This window comes from Bacteroidia bacterium, from assembly GCA_026932145.1.
Classification (GTDB): domain Bacteria; phylum Bacteroidota; class Bacteroidia; order J057; family JAIXKT01; genus JAIXKT01.
Genome location: JAIXKT010000019.1, coordinates 94,885 through 114,302, shown reverse-complemented (window position 1 = coordinate 114,302; position 19,418 = coordinate 94,885). Strand labels below are relative to the sequence as shown.

Sequence of the window (19,418 nt, the reverse complement as noted above, 5' to 3'; positions counted from 1 at the left end):
CGTCAAACTGTCTAAAAACCTCTTCTTTATTAACTCATTGATTGTTAATAACTTATCTCTAAATAATTAGCTTATCCGTTTGATTTTCAGTATATTTGCCTTATGAAATATATCATTGGTAAAAATAGAAATCAAGTGGAGTTTTACAGTTTGGAAGAACTCATTGAGCAAGATAACGAAGTTCGGTTGATTGATTTGTTTGTGGATAGTTTGCCTTTGGGTGAATTTGGGTTTTCGGAATCAAAACAAAACGAGCAAGGCGGAAGACCTTCTTATCATCCTTCGGATTTGTTGAAGTTGTTTATCTACGGTTATTTGAACCGCATTCGCTCTTCTCGACAATTAGAAAAAGAATGTGTGCGCAATATGGAAGTAAAATGGTTGATGCGGAATTTAGTACCTGACCACAACACGATCTCCAACTTTAGAAAAGATAATCCAAAGGCTATTAAGAAAGTGTTTCGGGCAACGGTAGAACTTGCCAAAAACTTTGAGTTGATTGGCGGTAAACTCTTGGCAGGTGATGGCACAAAATTGCGAGCACAGAATTCAAAAAAGAACAACTTTAATCAAAAGAAAATCGACCGTCATTTGGCTTACATTGAAGCAAAGCTGGAAGAATATAACGCTGTTCTTGCGCAAGAAGATGGTGATAGCGAACAAAAGGCAAAAGCACAAAAGAAAATCGAAGAACACCTCTTTCACAAGCAAAAATACCACGACTTAGAAAAACAGCTCGAAGAATCGGGTGAAGTCCAAATATCCACCTCAGACCCGGATAGCAGACAGCTCATTATTCGCAATTACATTACTGAAGTTGCATACAATGTGCAATCAACCGTTGATGCTAAACATAACATTCCCATCAATTTTGAAGTTACCAATGAAAACGATTCCAAAGCTATGGGAAGTATGTTGGAGCAGGCAGTAGAAGTACTCGAGCACAATGATTTTACAGCCCTGTTTGACAAGGGCTATCACACAGGTTCAGAATTTGTGAAAGCAGACGAATTGGGTGTAGAAGTCTTGGTGGCCGTTCCCGACATCTCATCTTCTTCCATGGCTCCCGATCCTTCCTACAATGTTTCCAACTTTATTTACAATAGCGAAAACAACACTTATACTTGTCCGCAAGGAGAAACGCTTTCTAGCAACGGAAATTGGTATCAAAAAAGCAGAAATCACCAAGGGCGAAAAAAGCAGGAGTCTGTGGCAATGCAACAATACAAAACTACCGCCTGCAAAACTTGTCCTGTTTACGAGCGTTGCACCAAAACCTCCAGAAATAGAGGAAGAATCATTGAACGCACGGCTTATGCACATTTACTCGAGGAAAACAAACAACGCATCCAAGAGCGATACGAACAATATCAAAAACGGCAAGCGATTGTAGAACACCCATTTGGAATCATCAAAAGACAATGGGATTATTCTTACATCATGACAAAACAAGGTATCAATAGAGCTTCGGCAGATGTTGGATTGATTTTTACCGCATTCAACCTCCGTAGAATCTTCAATATTTTAGACCCAAACCTGCTCAAAAAGTTCCTAAGAGAACTTGGCTTTTATTTTTCGCTCTCCACAAGCAAATTTAAGCCGTTTTCACAGCACTTTATTTTTCATTTTAGAGAAATCTATTTTGAAAAAAGACTTTTTAAAGTTGCTTAAAATTGAAATTAATGTGTAGATTAGTGAAAGAAATTAACGGAGAAAGGAAGTTATTAGACAGACTGCCGTTATAGGCTATGGTATAAAAAAAGCCGTGAATAGTAAATAAATATAATTTTGTAACAATTAAATTAATCAAATCGTATGGCAACATTTCTTAAAACAGTTCGAAACACCGTAAAAAACTGGTATATTCCAGCAATCATTGGTGTATTATTTATCCTACTTGGGGGCTATTTATTTAGCGTTCCTGTTGCGACTTATTTAACGCTGACCATTTTTTTTAGTCTGACTTTCCTATTTTCAGGAATTTTGGAAATAGTGTTTTCCGTTCAGAATAAAGATGAACTCGAGGGTTGGGGTTGGTATCTTACAAGTGGAATTTTTAGTTTACTTATCGGTATCGTTTTAGTATCAAAACCTGACGTTGCAGCAACTACATTGCCATTTTTCATAGGATTTAGTTTACTGTTCCGTTCTTTTCAAGGATTGGGATTTTCCTTTGAACTGAAAAATTACGGTGTGATAAAATGGGGTAATCTAGCAATCTTGAGTATTTTGGGGATTATATTTTCATTCTTACTTATCGCAAATCCGATTTTCACAGGAATATCATTAGTCGTGATGACGGCTTTATCGTTTATCTGTGTGGGTATTTCAGCTATTGTACTGGCTTTCCAATTGAAAAAGCTGAAAACACTTCCTGGAAAATTGAGAAAAGAATTGAAAGACAAGATTGAAGATTTGAAAGAAGAATATTACAACGATATTAAACGTGTTGATGATTAATTAGCAAATGTTAAAAAACAATGCAATGACCAGAACCACAGCCTATAACAAGCAGTTTGGCAAAAGAGCGGAGTTCCGTCTAAGTTGAACGTTTCGTCTTCGATTGTCGCAAAAACCGCTTGGTTTTTGCGATAAAAATTGTAAGTTCGCAACACCAAGCGGTTTTGCTTACGGTAGTGCTATATTGAAAATTTCGGCTTCGTTAGTCCGCTCCTTCGCCAAGCTGCCGGACCGTTATGCCTCATTGTGAAAGGACAAACCAGAAATATGAAAACATCTCTGACAATTATATTACTCTTAGTTTTTCTGACGAACAACGCCATAGCTCAAGTTGGTTTGACTAAGAAGGAAAACCCATTAAATGACGACTCGTATCTTCACCCCATAGACGCAATTACACCCTACACCCTAAAAAAAGGAGAATGGATTTATGCACAATCTATTCAAACACTACCGTTCCCTAGTTGGGCATTTTATGGTATAACTGATAGATTGACTGCACAGATAGATTTGTTACCGTGGCTTTACGGTGCATTTTCTGACTTAAAAAAACCAATCCCAAGTTTGAACTTAAGGTATAGATTTAATGAACAACAAGGGATTATACCAACAATTGGCATTGAAGCAATGTTTGTGCATTTTTGGGACACACTCCAAAGATTTGAAACCCCCACTCTGACTGTTTGGGAAAACGGCTCTTACTTTCATCTGAAACCATCATTGGGATATAATTTCAAAGACAAATATTACATTAATCTATCAGCTGGACTAGATTATATTGGAGAACTTATTTTGCGAAACAACGATTCGTTGAATTTTCAATCCAAAACATTTCAAAAAAGTTGGAATCCAAATTTTTCAATAGGGTTCGATTACAGACCATCAAAATGGATTAGCTATCATTTAGCATATACTTATGGTTCAACCTTGACATTTTTAGAAAATGTCCCTCGAAAACATCAATTGACTTATGGATTTAGAGTTGCACCATTTTATAAGAACCGATTTGGTGTTTTAAGAAATATGAGAATTGAAATATTAGCCATTAATGGTTTCTTCCCTGACATTGACGCTCAACAAGTATTTCCTTTACCGATTTTTCCTTATTTCTATTGGCAATGGACTAAGGAAAAAAAGAAATAAAACTATCACAAATGTCGAGTAAATTAATTGACAGAAAAGAACAACGAAGGCATAACAGCGTGTATGTAGCAATAGCGGGTGAAGTGGTAAATCGAAGGTCTGTGCCTCTAAGAAACCTTGTGCTAATCGGACAGGAACGTGTTTCTAATCCGCTACTGCACATACACGCGAACCGTTGTGCGTCAGTATTTCCGAGCAGTCGCACAAAACTCAACATTGACAAATAGGACGACACATTTTGACGTAAAGACAAACTAACTTTGATGAAAAATAAAATATGACAGAAACAGTTTTTGAAATTTTAGCAGAAGGCGGAAGCTTAACAATTGAACGCAAACGAAACCGAAACGGAGAAAAATTCATTTATCATCACAACGAAATGGATTTGACAGACGAAGGATTAGAAGTGAACGAAAAAGGCGAATACGAAAATTTCGACCAACCTTTTCAATTAATCAATTCTAAATATCCTTGGTTTAGACTTCATCTTACAACTCTTCACGAAGATTTTAGAGATTATGTTTTGTATGAACTCATCATCGCATTGAACAAACAAGGCGTAACACCAGACGAACTTCGTTATTCAAAACAAGATTTAGAAAAATCATTAAACGCTAAACTTGAATTCGGAAATCCGCCAGTTACAAACGGTTTGCAAATTATTAAAATATGCAACCTAATTAAACTTACTGAATACGATTATCAAAATTACACAGAAGAAAGTGGTAAACAAGATAGAATTAAGGGAAAGTATGAAATGTGGACAGATGAACAAACATATAATCCTGAAAATATGGAAGTATTAAGAGCGTCAAACAATTTTGAAACTGTTGGCAAACTTGAAATAATAGGAAACGCAATTGTTATAAAAAATGAGTTTGGGCAAATTGACTATACATTTCCATCAGACAAATTTACTGTTTCAACAAAACCAATTTTAAGTCAATCAATAGGTTGGTTTTACAAGAATATACATTTATGATATCAAATAGACTTTCCAAAGGAATTACAGGAATTGCAGGTGAATATTATGTAGCAGCTGAATTATCAAGACGTGGTTTTATGGCGTCTATTACACTACGAAATAATGATAGCGTAGACATATTAGCTTGTGAACCAAATGGATTTAAAACATTTGCAATACAAGTAAAAACAATTCAAAATAAATCAAAAAAATGGCCATTAAATAAAAAGGCTGAAAACATAAAGAGTAAAGACCTTTTTTATATTTTTGTTATGCTTAAAGATGAATTTGAAAGACCAGATTTTTATATTGTACCTAGTATTGAATTAGCTGAAAATGTTAGAAACAATCATCAAACTTGGTTAGACACACCGGGAAGAAATGGTCAAAAACACAATGACAATGATATGAGGTCTTTCAGAGATAACGTTGATATTTATAAAGAAAAATGGGAACTTTTGAATTAATTATGCCGAACGCACAACAGCAGTTTGGCAAAATGGCGGGTTCGGTGCTAAATTGAACATTTGGTTTTCAAATAAGCATTAGTGCTAAAATGAAAGTAAGTGCTTCAAAATCCGCCACTTCGCCAAGCTGCCAAACGTTATAAGCAACCAATAGGACATTGCGAACATGACGGACAGGAGCAACCTTCAACCAAAAAAGCCCACGCGCGCAACCGCACATTTAGGCACATTTCCATTTTCACAACCACAACAGGCAACGGCACATAAAAATGTAAAAGAGCCCAAATTCACCAACCGCACGCCAGCCCCAAAGTATAGATTATATTTCGACTTATATTTTCAATCATTCAAACCACCTTGAACATTTCTGTTTACAGAAAATAAAAATCAATAATTTAAATTAAATCCTTAATTTTAATCACATGAAAAAATATATAATAATTATTATTTCTTTGACCTTTTCCATAACCTTGAAAGCACAAAACACGGCCACAACCATCTGGACAGATACTTTCGGCTTACAGGACACGGTGCTTAAAATACCAACTGTTATAGACGGTAACGGAAATCTTTATGTAGCCGGCTCTTCAATTAACAGCTTAACAGGACCAGATATTGAAATAAAAAAGTACGACCAGTATGGAGCAACACTATTTACAATAAGCTACACGGGAAGTGGAAACTACAGAGATCAGGCCACAGCACTTGCCATAGACAGCAATCAGAATTTAATAGTAGCCGGATTTAGCTATATAAATGCAACCAATAACTACGATTTTTTAGTGCTCAAATACGACAGCACAGGCACCTTGCTCTGGACGTACACCTACAATGGAGTTGGAAGTGCGGCAGATATAGTGAGTGCCATTATTGTTGACACCACTAATATTTATGTTACCGGAGCAAGCATGGGGTATCTGACCTTATTTGATTATGCAACTATAAAATTAAACAGCAGCGGAAGTCAGCAATGGATAAAAACATACAACTACTTAGGGAATGATATTCCATTTAACGTAGAAATAGCCGACAATAACATATTTGTAAATGGAGGCAGCCAAAGCACCATTACCACCTATGATTATGCAAGGCTGCAATATACACCGGCAGGAACCACGGTTGATACACTGCGATCAGCAGGAGTCAGCTTTGATAAATTAACACAGGCAGTAACAGATGTAAACGGAAATGTATATGTTACAGGAGCAGAAGCAACACTATCAAACGGGTTAGATTATAAAACAATAAAATTCGATTACCAGGGAAATGTAAAATGGACAAGAACATTCGATCACACCTCACACCAGGATGATATAGCCAACTCTTTAGGAGTAGATTACTATGGCAATGTATATGTAACAGGCCAAACAAAAAACAGCAGCGGCAATGATGATTACTGCACCATAAAATACGACAGTACAGGAACACAGCAGTGGGTAAGATATTACAATTACAACCATGAGGACAAAGCCAACAGGCTGATTGTGGGTGATGATAATAATGTTTACATTACAGGCGAAAGCAGCAACGGCAGCAATAAAGATTTTGCCACCATAGGCTACAAAGAAAACGGAGACACCTTATGGACCATAAGATTTAACGGAGCATATAACAGCGATGATATAGCCACAGGAATTGAAAAACATGACGGACTGGTTTATGTGAGCGGGCAAAGTAAAATAAGCGCCACGACCTGGCAGTATGTAACCATAGCCTATGGCGAAGCCACGTATGAAGAAATACCCGATGCCTTTAACGAAGAGCCGGGTAATATGTGGTATTACCCAAACAATGGGCAGTTAGCGAATGATACGGGAGGCGTGGCAACAGAGGTAGCATACTATACCCAAAACCAAAGCCCCGCCATGTATTTTGATAACTATGGGGTAAATTACGTATTTAGTAAAATAGACAACGATACGGCCACAACCGATACACTTTATAAAGTGGCTATGAACTTTATAACAGATGCACCTCCTGTACCTGTTCCGGGAGCTATACCGGTAGGCAGTGCAGCAATTTTACCAAACGAAGTATATCCTAAAGGAAAAGAAAGCAGCCATTACCACAACTTTTATTTGCCACATTGCGCAAGCGGAGTAGTAGATGTACACGGCTACAAAGGTCTTTTTATAGAAAAGCTATACAAAGGCATTAATGTTTATTTTACAAGCAATAAGACAGGAGCCAAACATTACTTTGTAATTAACAGAGGAGCAGATTACACAGATATAGTGATGCGGCTTGCAGGAGCCGACAGCATTACCCACAGCCCCGGCACCTACAGCATACACACAGGCATCGGCACTTTAAAATACGATACGCTTGTGGCTTACGAGGTAGATGCTTCAGGAGCAGTAATCCCCAACACCATGCAGCCGCTTAATATTTATAAAGATACGGTTAACGGGCACTGGCATTTTGTACCTTTTACCTACAATACAAGCAATACGTTGGTGATTATGGCGAAGCAGAAGGAAAGGCAGGCGGCCAGCCAGGCAACAGGCTTATGCTGGAGCTCTTATTTTGGGAGAGAAGGTTTTGATGAAATTTATGCTGTAGATGCCGATGCCTCAGGTAATGCTTACACCGGTGGGTTAACGAGTAGTCATGGTTTTCCAAATACACTTGGACAAAATTTTGGTAGTTGGAACACAAATATGGTAACAACTAAATTTGATTCTGACCACAAAAGAGAATGGAGTACCTTTTACAGTGGTTCAAACGAACAGTCTGTTTACGATGTAAAAGTTAAAAGCAATGGCAGTGTTTACACCACAGGCTATACCAAATCTGCCTTATTTAACTGGGTACCAAATGGGAATGCTTATCTCGATAGTATTATAAATGGACCTACTGATGCCTTTGTAGTCAGGTTTGATCCAATAGGTACTATCAGGTGGGCAACGCACTTTGGAGGCACAGGCAGCGACTATGGCTATTCACTTGCTTTTGACCAGAACAATAATTTATTGCTGTGCGGTAAAGGAGAAACGGGTAATTTTCCTCTGAAAACCTGGGGCAGCGCCTATTATCAAACCAATGCAGGCAGCAGCGATGGCTTTATTGCAAGATTTGACCAAAATGATTCATTGCTTTACTGCTCGTTCATTGGTGGAAGTGCTGCTGAATTTGTTTCATCTGTAATAACTGACGGAAATAATAATGTAATAGTTTCGGGCAATACCTATAGCTCAAATTTTCCAACATTAAGTCCACCGGGCTCATATAAGGACAGTTTAAGAGGAGGCACTACGGATGATTTTATCTGTAAGTTTTCGCCAGCAAACAGTTTAATTTGGTCAGCTTATATAGGTGGTTCGGGCGATGAATATTCTATATTCGGTACCGCAGGTACAAAAATTGCTGCTGATGATAATAATAATATTTACCTTGTCGGATCTACTTACAGCAGCGATTTTCCTTTGTACAGCTCAACAGGTTTTAACGACCATACTTTTTCTTCCACAGACGGTTATATTATGAAGTTTTCTGCTGCAAACTGCGATACCTTATGGAGTACTTATTACAGCGAAACGGGTAAAACAGCCTTTACCTCCATTGCTGTTGACAATGAAAACCGCAAGTATATAGCAGGTGGAACAAACGATTTTGATTTGAATATTGTGCCGCAGCAAAGCGCTTATACGCAAAGCTCAGTTAATGGTAATGTCTATGTTTATCCATATACCGATGGAATACTTAATGTATTTAATGAAAACGAAGATATAATTTACTCCACCTATATTGGCGGAAAAACCTCTCAACCGTTTGTAACAGATTATGAATTAATTTATGACCTTGCAGCTGCGGGCAACCAGCTATACATGGTAGGCAAAACAAACGCTGATGATTCAACAGTTACCTTTCCTACTTATGATTCAGGTAATGGTGCATATTACGAAGAATACTTTATGGGAGGTAATTCTGATGCTTTCATTTCTTTAATCTGTACTGATTTAATTGACGGCATTGACGAAGAATATAAGGATATAACGAACAATGGCATTTTAATTTATCCCAACCCTTCCAATAACAGGCTGAATATTAAAGTACCTTATTCAGAAACCTTAATTACACTGGATTTATTGAATGTAAACGGGCAGATAATCACGCAGATTTCAAAAAACAATGTTTCAGGAAATTCAGCTGCTGTGAATATTGAAAACATTCCTGCCGGTATCTATTTAATAAAGGCGAATTATACCAATAAAGTAATCAGCTCTAAATTTATCAAGCAATGAAATTGAAGACTTCCATAGCCATTTTTGCCTTAACGGCAAAAATGGCTTTTGCTCAAAATGGATGGATAAGCGCAGGAACCCCATACACTACACTTCAAATCAACTGTCTCTTTAATGACACCATTTCGGACAGGCTTTATGCAGCGGGTCAAGTATTAAATCCGTCATTCAGTAAGTTAGCAATATTATATTATGACGGTGTCACATGGAATAATATTGGTAACGCTGATAATCAGACACGTGGAATTACAAGATTTAACAACGATATTATTGTATCTGGTTTTTTTTCAAAAATTAATGGCGTTGATGTAAATAATATTGCAAGGTATGACGGAACTAACTGGTATTCATTCGGAAATTTCAATGGCTTCGTTTGGAATGTAAAAGTGCTTAATGATACTTTATATGCTATGGGTGCTTTTTCTATGGTGGACAGCCTGCTTTGTAACGGTATTGCTAAGTGGACAGGCTCATCATGGAAACCGGTTTTTAGTTTCCCTTATGTAGGTGCTTATGTTTACGATGCAGAAATATATCAAGGAGATTTATATTTGGGTGGGAACAGCTTTTATATTGGAACAACAGATTATAATGACATTGTTGTTTACAAAAATGGAGCATGGCAAATGGTAGGAAATGGCATCCTTGGTGGAACTTCATTTGTAGATAAACTACTTGCATATAAAAATGAATTAATTATTGCCGGTATAATATGGCGTTCAGCAAGTAATACTGGTGATGGCATACAAAAATGGAACGGCAGTTCATGGTCTGATTTGGGTATGGGACTTAGAACCGGCACAAATCCTAATAACAGCGCACCTCATGTGCATGATATGAAAATACACAACAATGAATTGTATGTTGCCGGGGTTTTTGATTATGCAGACAGTCTTTATGCTAAACATTTGGCCAAATGGGATGGTGAAAAATGGTGTAATTTTCCTACACAGGATTTTATTGCAACTAATTTAGTAGTGGATATTTACCACGATACCATTTTTACAGGCTGCGGTTATGATACGCTAAATAGCGATACTATAAACTATTTAGCAAAAATGCTCAGCCTTCAACCTTTGGGTTGCAGAGTAACAGGAATTGATGAGAAGCAGAATAATGAAGCTGAAGGTATGGTAGTTTATCCCAATCCTGCAAACGAATATCTCAATTTTTTGCATTTCGAATCTAATTCAACTATTATAGTAACAGATATGGCCGGACAATTGATAATAAAAACTAATTTAGGCTCAAATCAGAAATTAGATATTAGTAATTTGTCAAGTGGTATTTATTTCATCAGGGTGCAATCATCAAAGAATGTACAAACTTTAAAATTGTTAAAGCAATAATAAATGAGCCTCAAATTTTGAGGCTCATTTATTTCAAATTCTATTCAACTATTTTCACTGCAAAATCATTTGAGCGCAAAACTTGTCCTAAAGGGTATTTTGAATACTAATTCTTGACAGCTCCAAATTGTTACTTTTCATTCATAATTTTGGGCAAACTAAAAACTGACAGCTTGAAAACTAAAGACCTGAAAACGACATCTATCATGACGGAATTTCCATCTGAAAGCTCCAAATCGTTATCTAAAGACTCGAAACCGACATATGAAACCTCCAAAGACGAATCTAAAACCTCCGAATTAATATCTAAGAATCTCCAAGACAATATCTGAAAGCTCGAAATTGGTATCTAAAATATCTAAACCGAATTCTAAAATGACAATATCAAAAACTAAAAGATCCAGACGACCTTAGAGAATTAAAGTGGTATCATAATTAAAAGTTAGAATAAAACATACCACCTTAATTGCAAGCACATTTTATTTTTAGCAAATGCAAAATGCCATCGCAATAAAAATAAAAGGAGCTTGCAATCCAACCGCACAGGTTCAGCGCAGAGTAAGTGCTTTATTTTGACCTTTGAAAGCATTGTGGCGTAATTGGCAGCTTATAACATATAGGGATTAAACGAAGCTATGCTTTGATTTAATCCTGTGTTGAATAAAGCTTCCGGAGCTCAGTTGCAAGTAAAATATATTATGGGGTTTTAAAAAATTAGTTGTGCCTTTAAACAATAAGCAAGTGTACTTTTTAGTACCCTTTGAGGGGTGTTTTATGGAGTTTGTGTTGTGTTTATGGTTGTTTTTTTCTTATTTCTTATCGTGTTTTAGTTATTTTTAGTTTTATTTTTGATGTTTGTTCAATACAATGCCTGTTCGCTTTTTGCAAGCAAATACGGTGATGTTCCTAAATTATTTTTTCATCTTTTTTTGATGTTGAATGAGTTGAAGAATTTCCGGTGGCGCATTGGTATCAAAACTAAACACCCTAATCATCTTTCCTGTTTTGCAATGTGGGCAGCTATCTGCATCAAAATTCAGTTTTGTTTTAGCAATCTCTTTCCATGTTTTCTTTTCTATGGTTGGCATGATTATTCCCTGTGTAAATTGATGCTTGCGAAGCATGGGTTTGCAACGACTTGCCAAAATGCCGTAATGACGTATTTTCATAAACTTTGGCGGAAGGATGTGTAAACAAAACCTACGCAAAAATTCTTCTGCATCTAAAGTCATGAGTTTTTGTACATTTCCATGTGCGTAATCTTTGTAAGTAAAACTTACTTTACCATTGCTCACATTTTTTATGCGGTAATTACTAATCGCAATCTTGTGAGAATACCTACCCAAATATTCAATTACCTGTTTTGGTTCACCAAAGGGTTGTTTGGCATATACTACCCATTCTTGTTGGTAGAGTTTTCTTCTTAGCTGAACATCGAGATATATCTTTTCTTTCTTCAAAAACAGTATCAACTTTTCCATAAACTTGTTTTTGTAAACTATGCTCATTGAATCTACAGGAAACAAAAATTCTCCTTTGCTCTTTGCCGTTTTCCAATAACCTGCCGGTGTTATTCCTCCTCCGGGAACAATCATGTGCACATGCGGATGCAGTGATAAGTTTTGCCCCCATGTGTGAAGTACGCTTACCATCCCTGTTTGTGCGCCCAAGTGCTTAGGGTCATTTGCAAATGTTTCAATGGTTTCTTTACTTGAAGCAAATAAAATATCGTACAAGTCTTTAGGGTACTTAAGGCAATACGTGTTTAGTTCCTGTGGCAGGGTAAACACCACATGAAAATAAGTTGTAGATAATAAATCTCTTTCGCGTGCTTCTATCCAACGTTCTTTGTTGGTGTTTTGGCACTTAGGGCAATGCCTGTTACGGCAAGAGTTGTAGCTAATGCGTATATGATTACATGAATTACATTTATCTACATGACCTCCAAAATAAGCAGTACGGCAATGCTCAATGGCATTGAGTACTTTTAAATGGTATTTTAAGGGCTGATGTTTTTGTGTAAATGTAGTTTTGTACTCTGCAATGATAGTTGCCAACTCATAAGTTGGTTTACTCAAGTGGTAAGTTATATAAACTATCCAATGGACTGTGAACAGGGCGAAGTTTCATTTGAGCTACATGTAAATAAACCATCGTTGTTCGTAAATCACTATGTCCTAGTAAACGCTGAATGGAATGTACATCAATGCCATCTTCGAGCAAATGTGTGGCAAAGCTGTGGCGGAGAGTGTGCATACTTACTTGTTTTTTAATATTTGTTTTTTGCAGGGCTTCGTTAATTACATATTGTATGCTTCGTTCGCCCATGGGTTCACTAGGGGTTTGTCCTTCAAATAAATATACTTTGGGTTTTACTTCTTTGAGATACATTTCAAATTTTTGTGCGAGTAGTTGAGATAAAACAACATAGCGTTGTTTTTTACCTTTACCGTTTTTGATATGAACGAGTTTGCGTTGTAAATCAACATCGGCTATTTTAAGCATACGCAGTTCGTTCATCCGCATACCACAGCCATAAGCAAAGGCAAGCAGGTATCGGTGCTTTAAGAGGCGTGGTGTTTTAAATAGTTCTTTACACTCTTCTTTTGATAAAACTACCGGCAGTTTTTGTTCTTTCTTAATGCTTGGCATTTGAATAGCTTTTTCTTCCATACCAAACAATCTAAACCAATGCCGTAAACCATACACCGCTTGTTTAAAATAACTGATGGATTGCTTTTCCTGGTGAATCATTCGATACAAATATCCGTTGATTTCATCTACACCTACTTGATGAGGCACACGGTTAAAGTGTAAGGCAATAGCTGCTATGCTACGACTGTAGTTCGTAATCAGGCTCTTGCTGTTTTGATCAATACTTACACGTTCTAAAAATTTTTGATAGGCCGATGAAAAGCCTATCACGTTTTGTTTGGCTTGTGATACAATGGTATTGTATCGCTTTTTTTGTAAACTCATAATATTTTTTATTTAAAGTGAGTTTGTTTATACGAGATATATGTGTATTTTTGTTTTGTTTGTGGCTACCGAAGGTTTAGTTCAACAGCACATTTGCAATAGGCGGGGTTTCGTGCTCCGCAGACAGTTTAGTGGTAGCCGAAAGTTTTGTGCTTCGCATCAACATTTGTGGTGAAAAGCCCGCCCATCGCAAATCTGCAACCCGTTATAAGAAACCCTTTGGCAACGTGCAACTATAGACAGACAGTGTATACATAAAAGGACAGCTAACCCCGCGCACCCAGCCGCACATTTTGGCACTTTCCCATTTTTCCAACCACCTGACTTGTCCACCCTGTTTTTGTAAAATTTACAACACATTGCAATTCAGTGTATTAAAACTATTTTAGTGCTACATTTGTTGCACTAAGGTCTTCAACATGCTAAAATACAGAAGTGTCAAAACAAGTTCTGGAAAGATTGCCATTCAAGTTTATTACCTGCATAATCGAAAGCGAGTTATCGTAAAACATTTGGGCTCAGCATCCACTCCGGACGAACTTAATCATTTAAAACATCTGGCAGAGCAGTCTATTGTGGATTATTCCAATCAAGCATCTTTGTTTCCGTCTTCGAAGTCTGGAGCATATTCTTATCTCGAACAATATGAATGCGTGGGTTTTTACTATCGTTTTTATTACGATACTATTCAGCGATTAATTACTCAACTTGGCATTGAAGAACTTACTTCTTGTTTATTCAAAGATTTAATAACCATCAGAATACTTGAACCTGCTTCTAAGCTACGTTCCATAGAGCTTATTGAAACGTACTTTGGCATAAAACATCGAAGGCAAAACTACTATAAGGAAGCTCCCAAATGGAACTCTTTGAAAGACCTTGCCATTGCAAAAGTTAATGACTTTGCAAAAAGAGAATATGGTTTTGATTATTCTCTTCTTTTTTATGATGTTACAACCCTATACTTTGAGAGTTTTGAAGATGATGAATTGCGCAAAACAGGTTTTTCAAAAGACAGTAAATCTCAGCAACCTCAGATAGTCGTTGGGCTAATGGTAAGTAAGGATGGGTTCCCTATTGCCTTTGATATTTTCCCTGGTAATACCTTCGAAGGACATACCATTTTGCCGGTAGTAAAAACGTTTATTGTAAAAAATAAAGTTAGCTCCTTTACAGTGGTTGCTGATGCAGCCATGATAAGCAACGATAATATTAGAGAGTTAAAATCGCACGGAATTCATTACATTGTAGGTGCTAGATTAGGTAATTTACCGCAAGCTATCTTTGATGAGCTAGATGCTAAAATTAAGCGAGAAGAAGGCAAAGCTGTCAGGCTCCATACTGACAAGGGACATCTTATTTGCAGTTTCTCAAGTGCGCGATACAGAAAGGATAAGTATGAAATGGAAAAGCAGATTTTAAAAGCCAAAAACATCTTAAAATCACCATCAAAAAACACAAAAGCAAAGTTCGTTAAGACACACAATGAAAAACTTGGGCTTAATGAGGAACTCATCAAGAAGAGTACAAAACTCTTGGGTATTAAAGGCTACTACACTGACTTAGAAGAGCAAGACTTGCCCACTAATATGGTTATTGAAAGGTATCATCAGCTTTACAAAGTGGAACAAGCATTTAGGGTGGCAAAGTCCGACCTAGAGACTCGACCTATATTTCATTTTAAAGATGAACCTGTAAAACTTCATATACTCATTTGCTTTTTAGCGCTAACAATATCAAAACATATTGAAATCAAAACGGGCTTGTCAATAAGACGTTTTATAACAGAAACCAAAAAAGTTACAGATGCCAAAATGCAAAACAAACTAACTCAAAAAGAAGTTATCGTTAAGGGAAAAGTCACTAAAGAATTGGAAGAGTTATTAGCTAAAATTGATTTGTTGCACTAAAGTGGACAAGTCAGGAAAGTTCAATGCTTTTTCATATCTTTGTTGTAGGCTGACAGTGAAACGCATCAACATCGCCTTCCACGCTAAGCCCGAAAACGTTATAAGAAACCCTTTGGCAACGTGCAACTATAGACAGACAGTGTATACATAAAAGGACAGCTAACCCCGCGCACCCAGCCGCACATTTTGGCACTTTCCCATTTTTCCAACCACAATAAGCCAGCGCAATAAAAATGTAAAAGAGCCAAAATTTATCAACCGCACACCAACCCCAAAGTTATGAGTTAATCGGACTTTTAGGTTAAAACATGCAAATCATTTAAAAGCTTTATGGGATAACTCATATGAAGATAAAAAGTATTCATTTGCATTACTTATATTGATTTAGTCGAAGGATATTATTACTTAATTGTTAAATTTTTAATGTTTAGTTTTTTTATCATAAATAATGTAAATTTATACCAATAAAATTTTCGCGAATGAAAAAAAATACATTACAATCAATTTTATTGACAATAATTAATTTGTGTATATACAATTTGGACTGTTTTTCACAAGGTTTTGAGTTAAATAGAACCATAAATTGGCGTTTTGGACATGCTGCTGGCATAAATTTTGACAAAAACAATAATTATCAAGCTAGTGTGTTTACAGGAAGTAGCGGAATTACCTTTGAAGGAAACTCCTGCATGAGCGATACGGATGGTAATCTATTGTTTTATTGCAATGGTGATACCTTGTGGAATGCCCTGCACCAACCTATGCTGAATGGGGCAGGTTTGTTGTGTGATAAAAATGCAAAAGTATCCTCACAAATAATTCCTAGACCTGGTAGTAGTACACAATTTTTTGTATTTGTTAATGGCTGCGTAGCCGACCAGTGTATAAATGGTTTACGTTATTCATTAGTGGATATGACATTGGATAATGGAAAAGGTGGAGTGGTAGCTGGGCAGAAAAACATTTTAGTTATGACTGATACTTATCAGGGTATGGCAGTTACCAAGCATGGGAATAATGTGGATTACTGGTTAGCTTATTCAAAATACTTTCCTCCTCCACAAAACACAAGAGAATTGATTGTTATACCAATTACAAATATTGGACCTGATACATCAAATATTGTCGTAGCCAATTTTGGAGAAGGAGGAATGAATGGTAGCGGCCGATTTTCTCCAGACGGATCAATCTTTGTAAAGGATAGCTATGCATTTTATCAATTCGATAAAATGACAGGTCAATTTTCAAATCAAATTATTCCTAATAACGATAGCATTGGACCTGGAAGCAATTATTTTACTTATGGTTTTGAATTTTCTCCAAATAGTAAAATTTTATATTTATGCCTAGTAACAGGTTTAGGCAACAACTGTATTCAACAAATAGACGTTTCTATTTATGACTCTGCCGCAATATCAAATTCGATTTACTCCTGGCAAATCTATTATGGCCCCCCGGTATTGCAGGGTTTAGGACACATGCAATTAGGCCCAGATGGTAAAATATATGTATCAAAAACTGGAGGATTTACAGATAGTATACATATCATTCACCAGCCAAACATATTAGGTGCAGGTTGCACTTTTGAATATAATGCAATGGCACTGCAAAGACCCTGTAATTTTAGTATGCCTATTTATCCCAACTATTATTTTAATAACATTGTCACTTCTAACAATTCATTGAATCTTTCTGACAATTTAATTTCAATTTACCCAAATCCAGCAAATGATTATATTACAATAAATCACAAATTTACAGAAAATCATCATTACTTATTTTATGATTATGAAGGACAATTAGTTTTATTTTTTAGCGGGAATCAATTAATTCAAAATATAAGCACCAGTCAATTACCTAATGGTATTTATTTTCTTCAAATAACTTCAAATAGTAAATCAATTTCGAAAAAAATTATTATTAATCACTAAAACCAAAACAGTATGAAATCTAAAATTTTATTACCTGTAATGTTTGCATTAATTTTTAATGCTGCTAATGCCCAGACCTATTGGGAATTGAGGGGCAATGCAGCAACAACAGGTGATTGGCTTGGTACAAGCAACTATCAACCTTTAATTTTTAAAACAGATAATTCATCAATAAAGCCATATAAATTTATTATCAACCCTAAATCAAATTAACATGAAAAACTACCTCCTTATTTTATGTTTATTTTTTACTGTATTTATTGCAAAAGCACAAGTTAATTTAGTGCCTAATCCAAGTTTTGAGGATACTTTAGTAACATTTCCTTCATATACTTTCCAAATTAAAAGAGCTAAATATTGGCAGAGGTCGGGCTATGGTACACCAGATTATTTTCACCGTTTATCACCTATAAATAGCAACGTTTCAATACCTAACAATTTATTTGGTAATCAAAATACAGCAAATCCTGATTGTGAGGCGTATGTTGGAATAATTCCATATTTGTCGTTTGGCGGTGTAAGAGAATTTATTTCAGCCAAATTGATCAACCAATTAGTTATAGGCACAAAGTATTTTGTTTCATTTAAAGTATCTCTAGCTGACACTGTTACCCTAGCAACAAACAAATTAGGTATACTTTTTACAACTTGGAATTATACTGATACAACACTAATGTATCCTATCGGGAATTTTTCACATATTGTAAGTGATAGTATAATTTCTGATAAAAATAATTGGGTTCAAGTTAATGGATCATTTATTGCAGATTCTTCATACAGTTATTTAACAATTGGTAATTTTTACAACCAGTCAAACGTTGATACCAGTCATTTAACTACATCAATTGCAACATCTGGTTCTTATTATTATATTGATGATGTTTGTGTATCTATTGACTCTTTATTTTGTAACAATTACTCACAAAATTGTACAATAACAAATTTAAATAACAGTTCAGTTGAGAAATTTGAATTCTATCCTAATCCATTTTCTAATTCAATTAAATTATTTTTAAATAATTTGAGTCTAAAAAAAATTACAGTTTTTGACATCATAGGGAAGCCAATAATTCGTGAAGAATTCAGTGAAAACGAATTTACTTTATATACGGAAAATTTAACACCTGGTGTTTATATTCTTCGAATTTTTGATACCAAAACATTCAATGAGTCGAATCATATTGTTTTAAAAACCAATTAACCCCAAAATCCAATGAAAAACAAAACAACATTTCTTTTTTCAATATTAGTTATACTAGTATTAAAAGTTTCAGCTCAAGAAGATACTATTCAGTGGCATTCTACAGATGATAGTACAAATTACACTTTCAGAAAGGTGGGGATAGGCTTAAATAATCCTACAGTTCCTTTACATGTAAAAGGTCAAATAACAACTGATAGTTTAAGAGTTTTTGGAAGAATTCATGTCGGACCAAGCTCTTTGTGGTTGGGTGGAAACCCAGGTAGTGGCTCTGACGATATTACATCAACCAACGGCTTAATTTCTTTTGGCGGAGAACCTTCTGTAACTACCTTCGATAATATTCAAGTTACGATTGGAACACAAGTTGGGCAACAAAAATTACACATTAGCGATGGTAGTTCAAATGCAGTAAGAATGCAATATACCAACAGTGGCACAGGCACTACCTCAAGCGATGGTTTTCAAATTGGTATTTTAGGAGGCGGGAGCAACGGTCATGCAATCTTTAACCAGCAAGAGAATTTACCTATGTTGTTTAATACGAATGCTACTGAACGAATGCGCATTTTAGGAAATGGTAATGTTGGTATTAATAATGCAAGCCCTGCCAATAAGTTAGAAATTACACATGGCACAAGTGGTAACATATAGGGATTAAACGAAGCTCTGCTTTGATTTAATCCCGTGTTGAATAAAGCTTCCGGAGCTCGATTAAACGGCTTTAGATGTTTATCAGTTTTTATTTGTATTTTTATTTCAAAAAAATT

Annotated in this window: 16 protein-coding genes; 14 read left to right on the top strand and 2 right to left on the bottom strand. The window is 35.9% G+C overall.

Features of this window, described 5'->3' with window-relative positions; genetic code table 11:
• Positions 1 to 102 precede the first annotated feature (102 nt).
• The 9 genes from LC115_05435 to LC115_05395 all read left to right on the top strand — a co-directional run bounded on the left by LC115_05435 (position 103) and on the right by LC115_05395 (position 10,627).
• Positions 103 to 1,671 carry an IS1182 family transposase gene (locus tag LC115_05435; protein MCZ2356120.1) on the top strand — a complete coding sequence of 523 codons (1,569 nt, stop codon included), beginning with the start codon at positions 103 to 105 and terminating at the stop codon, positions 1,669 to 1,671.
• Between the two features lie 144 nt (positions 1,672 to 1,815).
• Positions 1,816 to 2,460, top strand: a complete 645-nt coding sequence (locus LC115_05430) for a DUF308 domain-containing protein (protein ID MCZ2356119.1) — start codon at positions 1,816 to 1,818, stop codon at positions 2,458 to 2,460.
• Positions 2,461 to 2,727: 267 nt separating this feature from the next.
• Complete coding sequence (locus tag LC115_05425) at positions 2,728 to 3,603, top strand: hypothetical protein (protein ID MCZ2356118.1); 876 nt, start codon at positions 2,728 to 2,730, stop codon at positions 3,601 to 3,603.
• Positions 3,604 to 3,614: 11 nt separating this feature from the next.
• Positions 3,615 to 3,830 carry a hypothetical protein gene (locus LC115_05420; GenBank protein MCZ2356117.1) on the top strand — a complete coding sequence of 72 codons (216 nt, stop codon included), beginning with the start codon at positions 3,615 to 3,617 and terminating at the stop codon, positions 3,828 to 3,830.
• A gap of 50 nt (positions 3,831 to 3,880) precedes the next feature.
• Positions 3,881 to 4,585, top strand: a complete 705-nt coding sequence (locus tag LC115_05415; protein MCZ2356116.1) for a hypothetical protein — start codon at positions 3,881 to 3,883, stop codon at positions 4,583 to 4,585.
• Positions 4,582 to 5,034: an aspartate ammonia-lyase gene (locus tag LC115_05410; GenBank protein ID MCZ2356115.1), complete on the top strand. Its 453-nt coding sequence runs from the start codon at positions 4,582 to 4,584 to the stop codon at positions 5,032 to 5,034. Before LC115_05415 ends, LC115_05410 begins: the two co-directional genes overlap by 4 nt.
• Before the next feature lie 99 nt (positions 5,035 to 5,133).
• Entirely contained in the window at positions 5,134 to 5,301 is a 168-nt protein-coding gene (locus tag LC115_05405; protein MCZ2356114.1) for a hypothetical protein, read from the top strand.
• Between the two features lie 155 nt (positions 5,302 to 5,456).
• Positions 5,457 to 9,278, top strand: a complete 3,822-nt coding sequence (locus tag LC115_05400; GenBank protein MCZ2356113.1) for an SBBP repeat-containing protein — start codon at positions 5,457 to 5,459, stop codon at positions 9,276 to 9,278.
• A complete protein-coding gene (locus LC115_05395) occupies positions 9,275 to 10,627 on the top strand; it encodes a T9SS type A sorting domain-containing protein (protein MCZ2356112.1) in 1,353 nt (450 codons plus the stop codon). The genes LC115_05400 and LC115_05395 overlap by 4 nt, the downstream gene beginning before the upstream one ends.
• Positions 10,628 to 11,538: 911 nt before the next feature.
• Here the strand turns inward: LC115_05395 and LC115_05390 are convergent.
• Together LC115_05390 and LC115_05385 are read right to left on the bottom strand one after the other, a co-directional pair.
• Positions 11,539 to 12,705, bottom strand: a complete 1,167-nt coding sequence (locus LC115_05390; protein MCZ2356111.1) for an IS91 family transposase — start codon at positions 12,703 to 12,705, stop codon at positions 11,539 to 11,541.
• Complete coding sequence (locus tag LC115_05385; protein ID MCZ2356110.1) at positions 12,698 to 13,606, bottom strand: tyrosine-type recombinase/integrase; 909 nt, start codon at positions 13,604 to 13,606, stop codon at positions 12,698 to 12,700. Before LC115_05385 ends, LC115_05390 begins: the two co-directional genes overlap by 8 nt.
• Positions 13,607 to 14,025: 419 nt before the next feature.
• Here LC115_05385 and LC115_05380 point away from each other — a divergent pair, with 419 nt between their 5' ends.
• From LC115_05380 to LC115_05360, 5 genes are all read left to right on the top strand, one after another.
• A complete protein-coding gene (locus LC115_05380) occupies positions 14,026 to 15,516 on the top strand; it encodes an IS1634 family transposase (GenBank protein ID MCZ2356109.1) in 1,491 nt (496 codons plus the stop codon).
• Between the two features lie 479 nt (positions 15,517 to 15,995).
• Positions 15,996 to 17,447, top strand: coding sequence for a T9SS type A sorting domain-containing protein (locus LC115_05375; protein MCZ2356108.1), 1,452 nt, complete (start codon positions 15,996 to 15,998; stop codon positions 17,445 to 17,447).
• A gap of 12 nt (positions 17,448 to 17,459) precedes the next feature.
• Positions 17,460 to 17,660 carry a hypothetical protein gene (locus tag LC115_05370; GenBank protein MCZ2356107.1) on the top strand — a complete coding sequence of 67 codons (201 nt, stop codon included), beginning with the start codon at positions 17,460 to 17,462 and terminating at the stop codon, positions 17,658 to 17,660.
• Between the two features lies 1 nt (position 17,661).
• Positions 17,662 to 18,648 carry a T9SS type A sorting domain-containing protein gene (locus tag LC115_05365; protein MCZ2356106.1) on the top strand — a complete coding sequence of 329 codons (987 nt, stop codon included), beginning with the start codon at positions 17,662 to 17,664 and terminating at the stop codon, positions 18,646 to 18,648.
• Between the two features lie 12 nt (positions 18,649 to 18,660).
• The gene (locus LC115_05360) at positions 18,661 to 19,302 is read left to right on the top strand and encodes a hypothetical protein (protein MCZ2356105.1); all 642 of its coding nucleotides are present in this window, start codon (positions 18,661 to 18,663) and stop codon (positions 19,300 to 19,302) included.
• Positions 19,303 to 19,418 lie beyond the last annotated feature (116 nt).

Coding starts and splice junctions, on each gene's coding strand:
- LC115_05375 (MCZ2356108.1), top strand. CDS start 15,996: ATGAAAAAAAATACATTACAATCAATTTTATTGACAATAATTAATTTG.
- LC115_05435 (MCZ2356120.1), top strand. CDS start 103: ATGAAATATATCATTGGTAAAAATAGAAATCAAGTGGAGTTTTACAGT.
- LC115_05370 (MCZ2356107.1), top strand. CDS start 17,460: ATGAAATCTAAAATTTTATTACCTGTAATGTTTGCATTAATTTTTAAT.
- LC115_05385 (MCZ2356110.1), bottom strand. CDS start 13,606: ATGAGTTTACAAAAAAAGCGATACAATACCATTGTATCACAAGCCAAA.
- LC115_05410 (MCZ2356115.1), top strand. CDS start 4,582: ATGATATCAAATAGACTTTCCAAAGGAATTACAGGAATTGCAGGTGAA.
- LC115_05425 (MCZ2356118.1), top strand. CDS start 2,728: ATGAAAACATCTCTGACAATTATATTACTCTTAGTTTTTCTGACGAAC.
- LC115_05415 (MCZ2356116.1), top strand. CDS start 3,881: ATGACAGAAACAGTTTTTGAAATTTTAGCAGAAGGCGGAAGCTTAACA.
- LC115_05365 (MCZ2356106.1), top strand. CDS start 17,662: ATGAAAAACTACCTCCTTATTTTATGTTTATTTTTTACTGTATTTATT.
- LC115_05400 (MCZ2356113.1), top strand. CDS start 5,457: ATGAAAAAATATATAATAATTATTATTTCTTTGACCTTTTCCATAACC.
- LC115_05420 (MCZ2356117.1), top strand. CDS start 3,615: ATGTCGAGTAAATTAATTGACAGAAAAGAACAACGAAGGCATAACAGC.
- LC115_05360 (MCZ2356105.1), top strand. CDS start 18,661: ATGAAAAACAAAACAACATTTCTTTTTTCAATATTAGTTATACTAGTA.
- LC115_05380 (MCZ2356109.1), top strand. CDS start 14,026: ATGCTAAAATACAGAAGTGTCAAAACAAGTTCTGGAAAGATTGCCATT.
- LC115_05430 (MCZ2356119.1), top strand. CDS start 1,816: ATGGCAACATTTCTTAAAACAGTTCGAAACACCGTAAAAAACTGGTAT.
- LC115_05395 (MCZ2356112.1), top strand. CDS start 9,275: ATGAAATTGAAGACTTCCATAGCCATTTTTGCCTTAACGGCAAAAATG.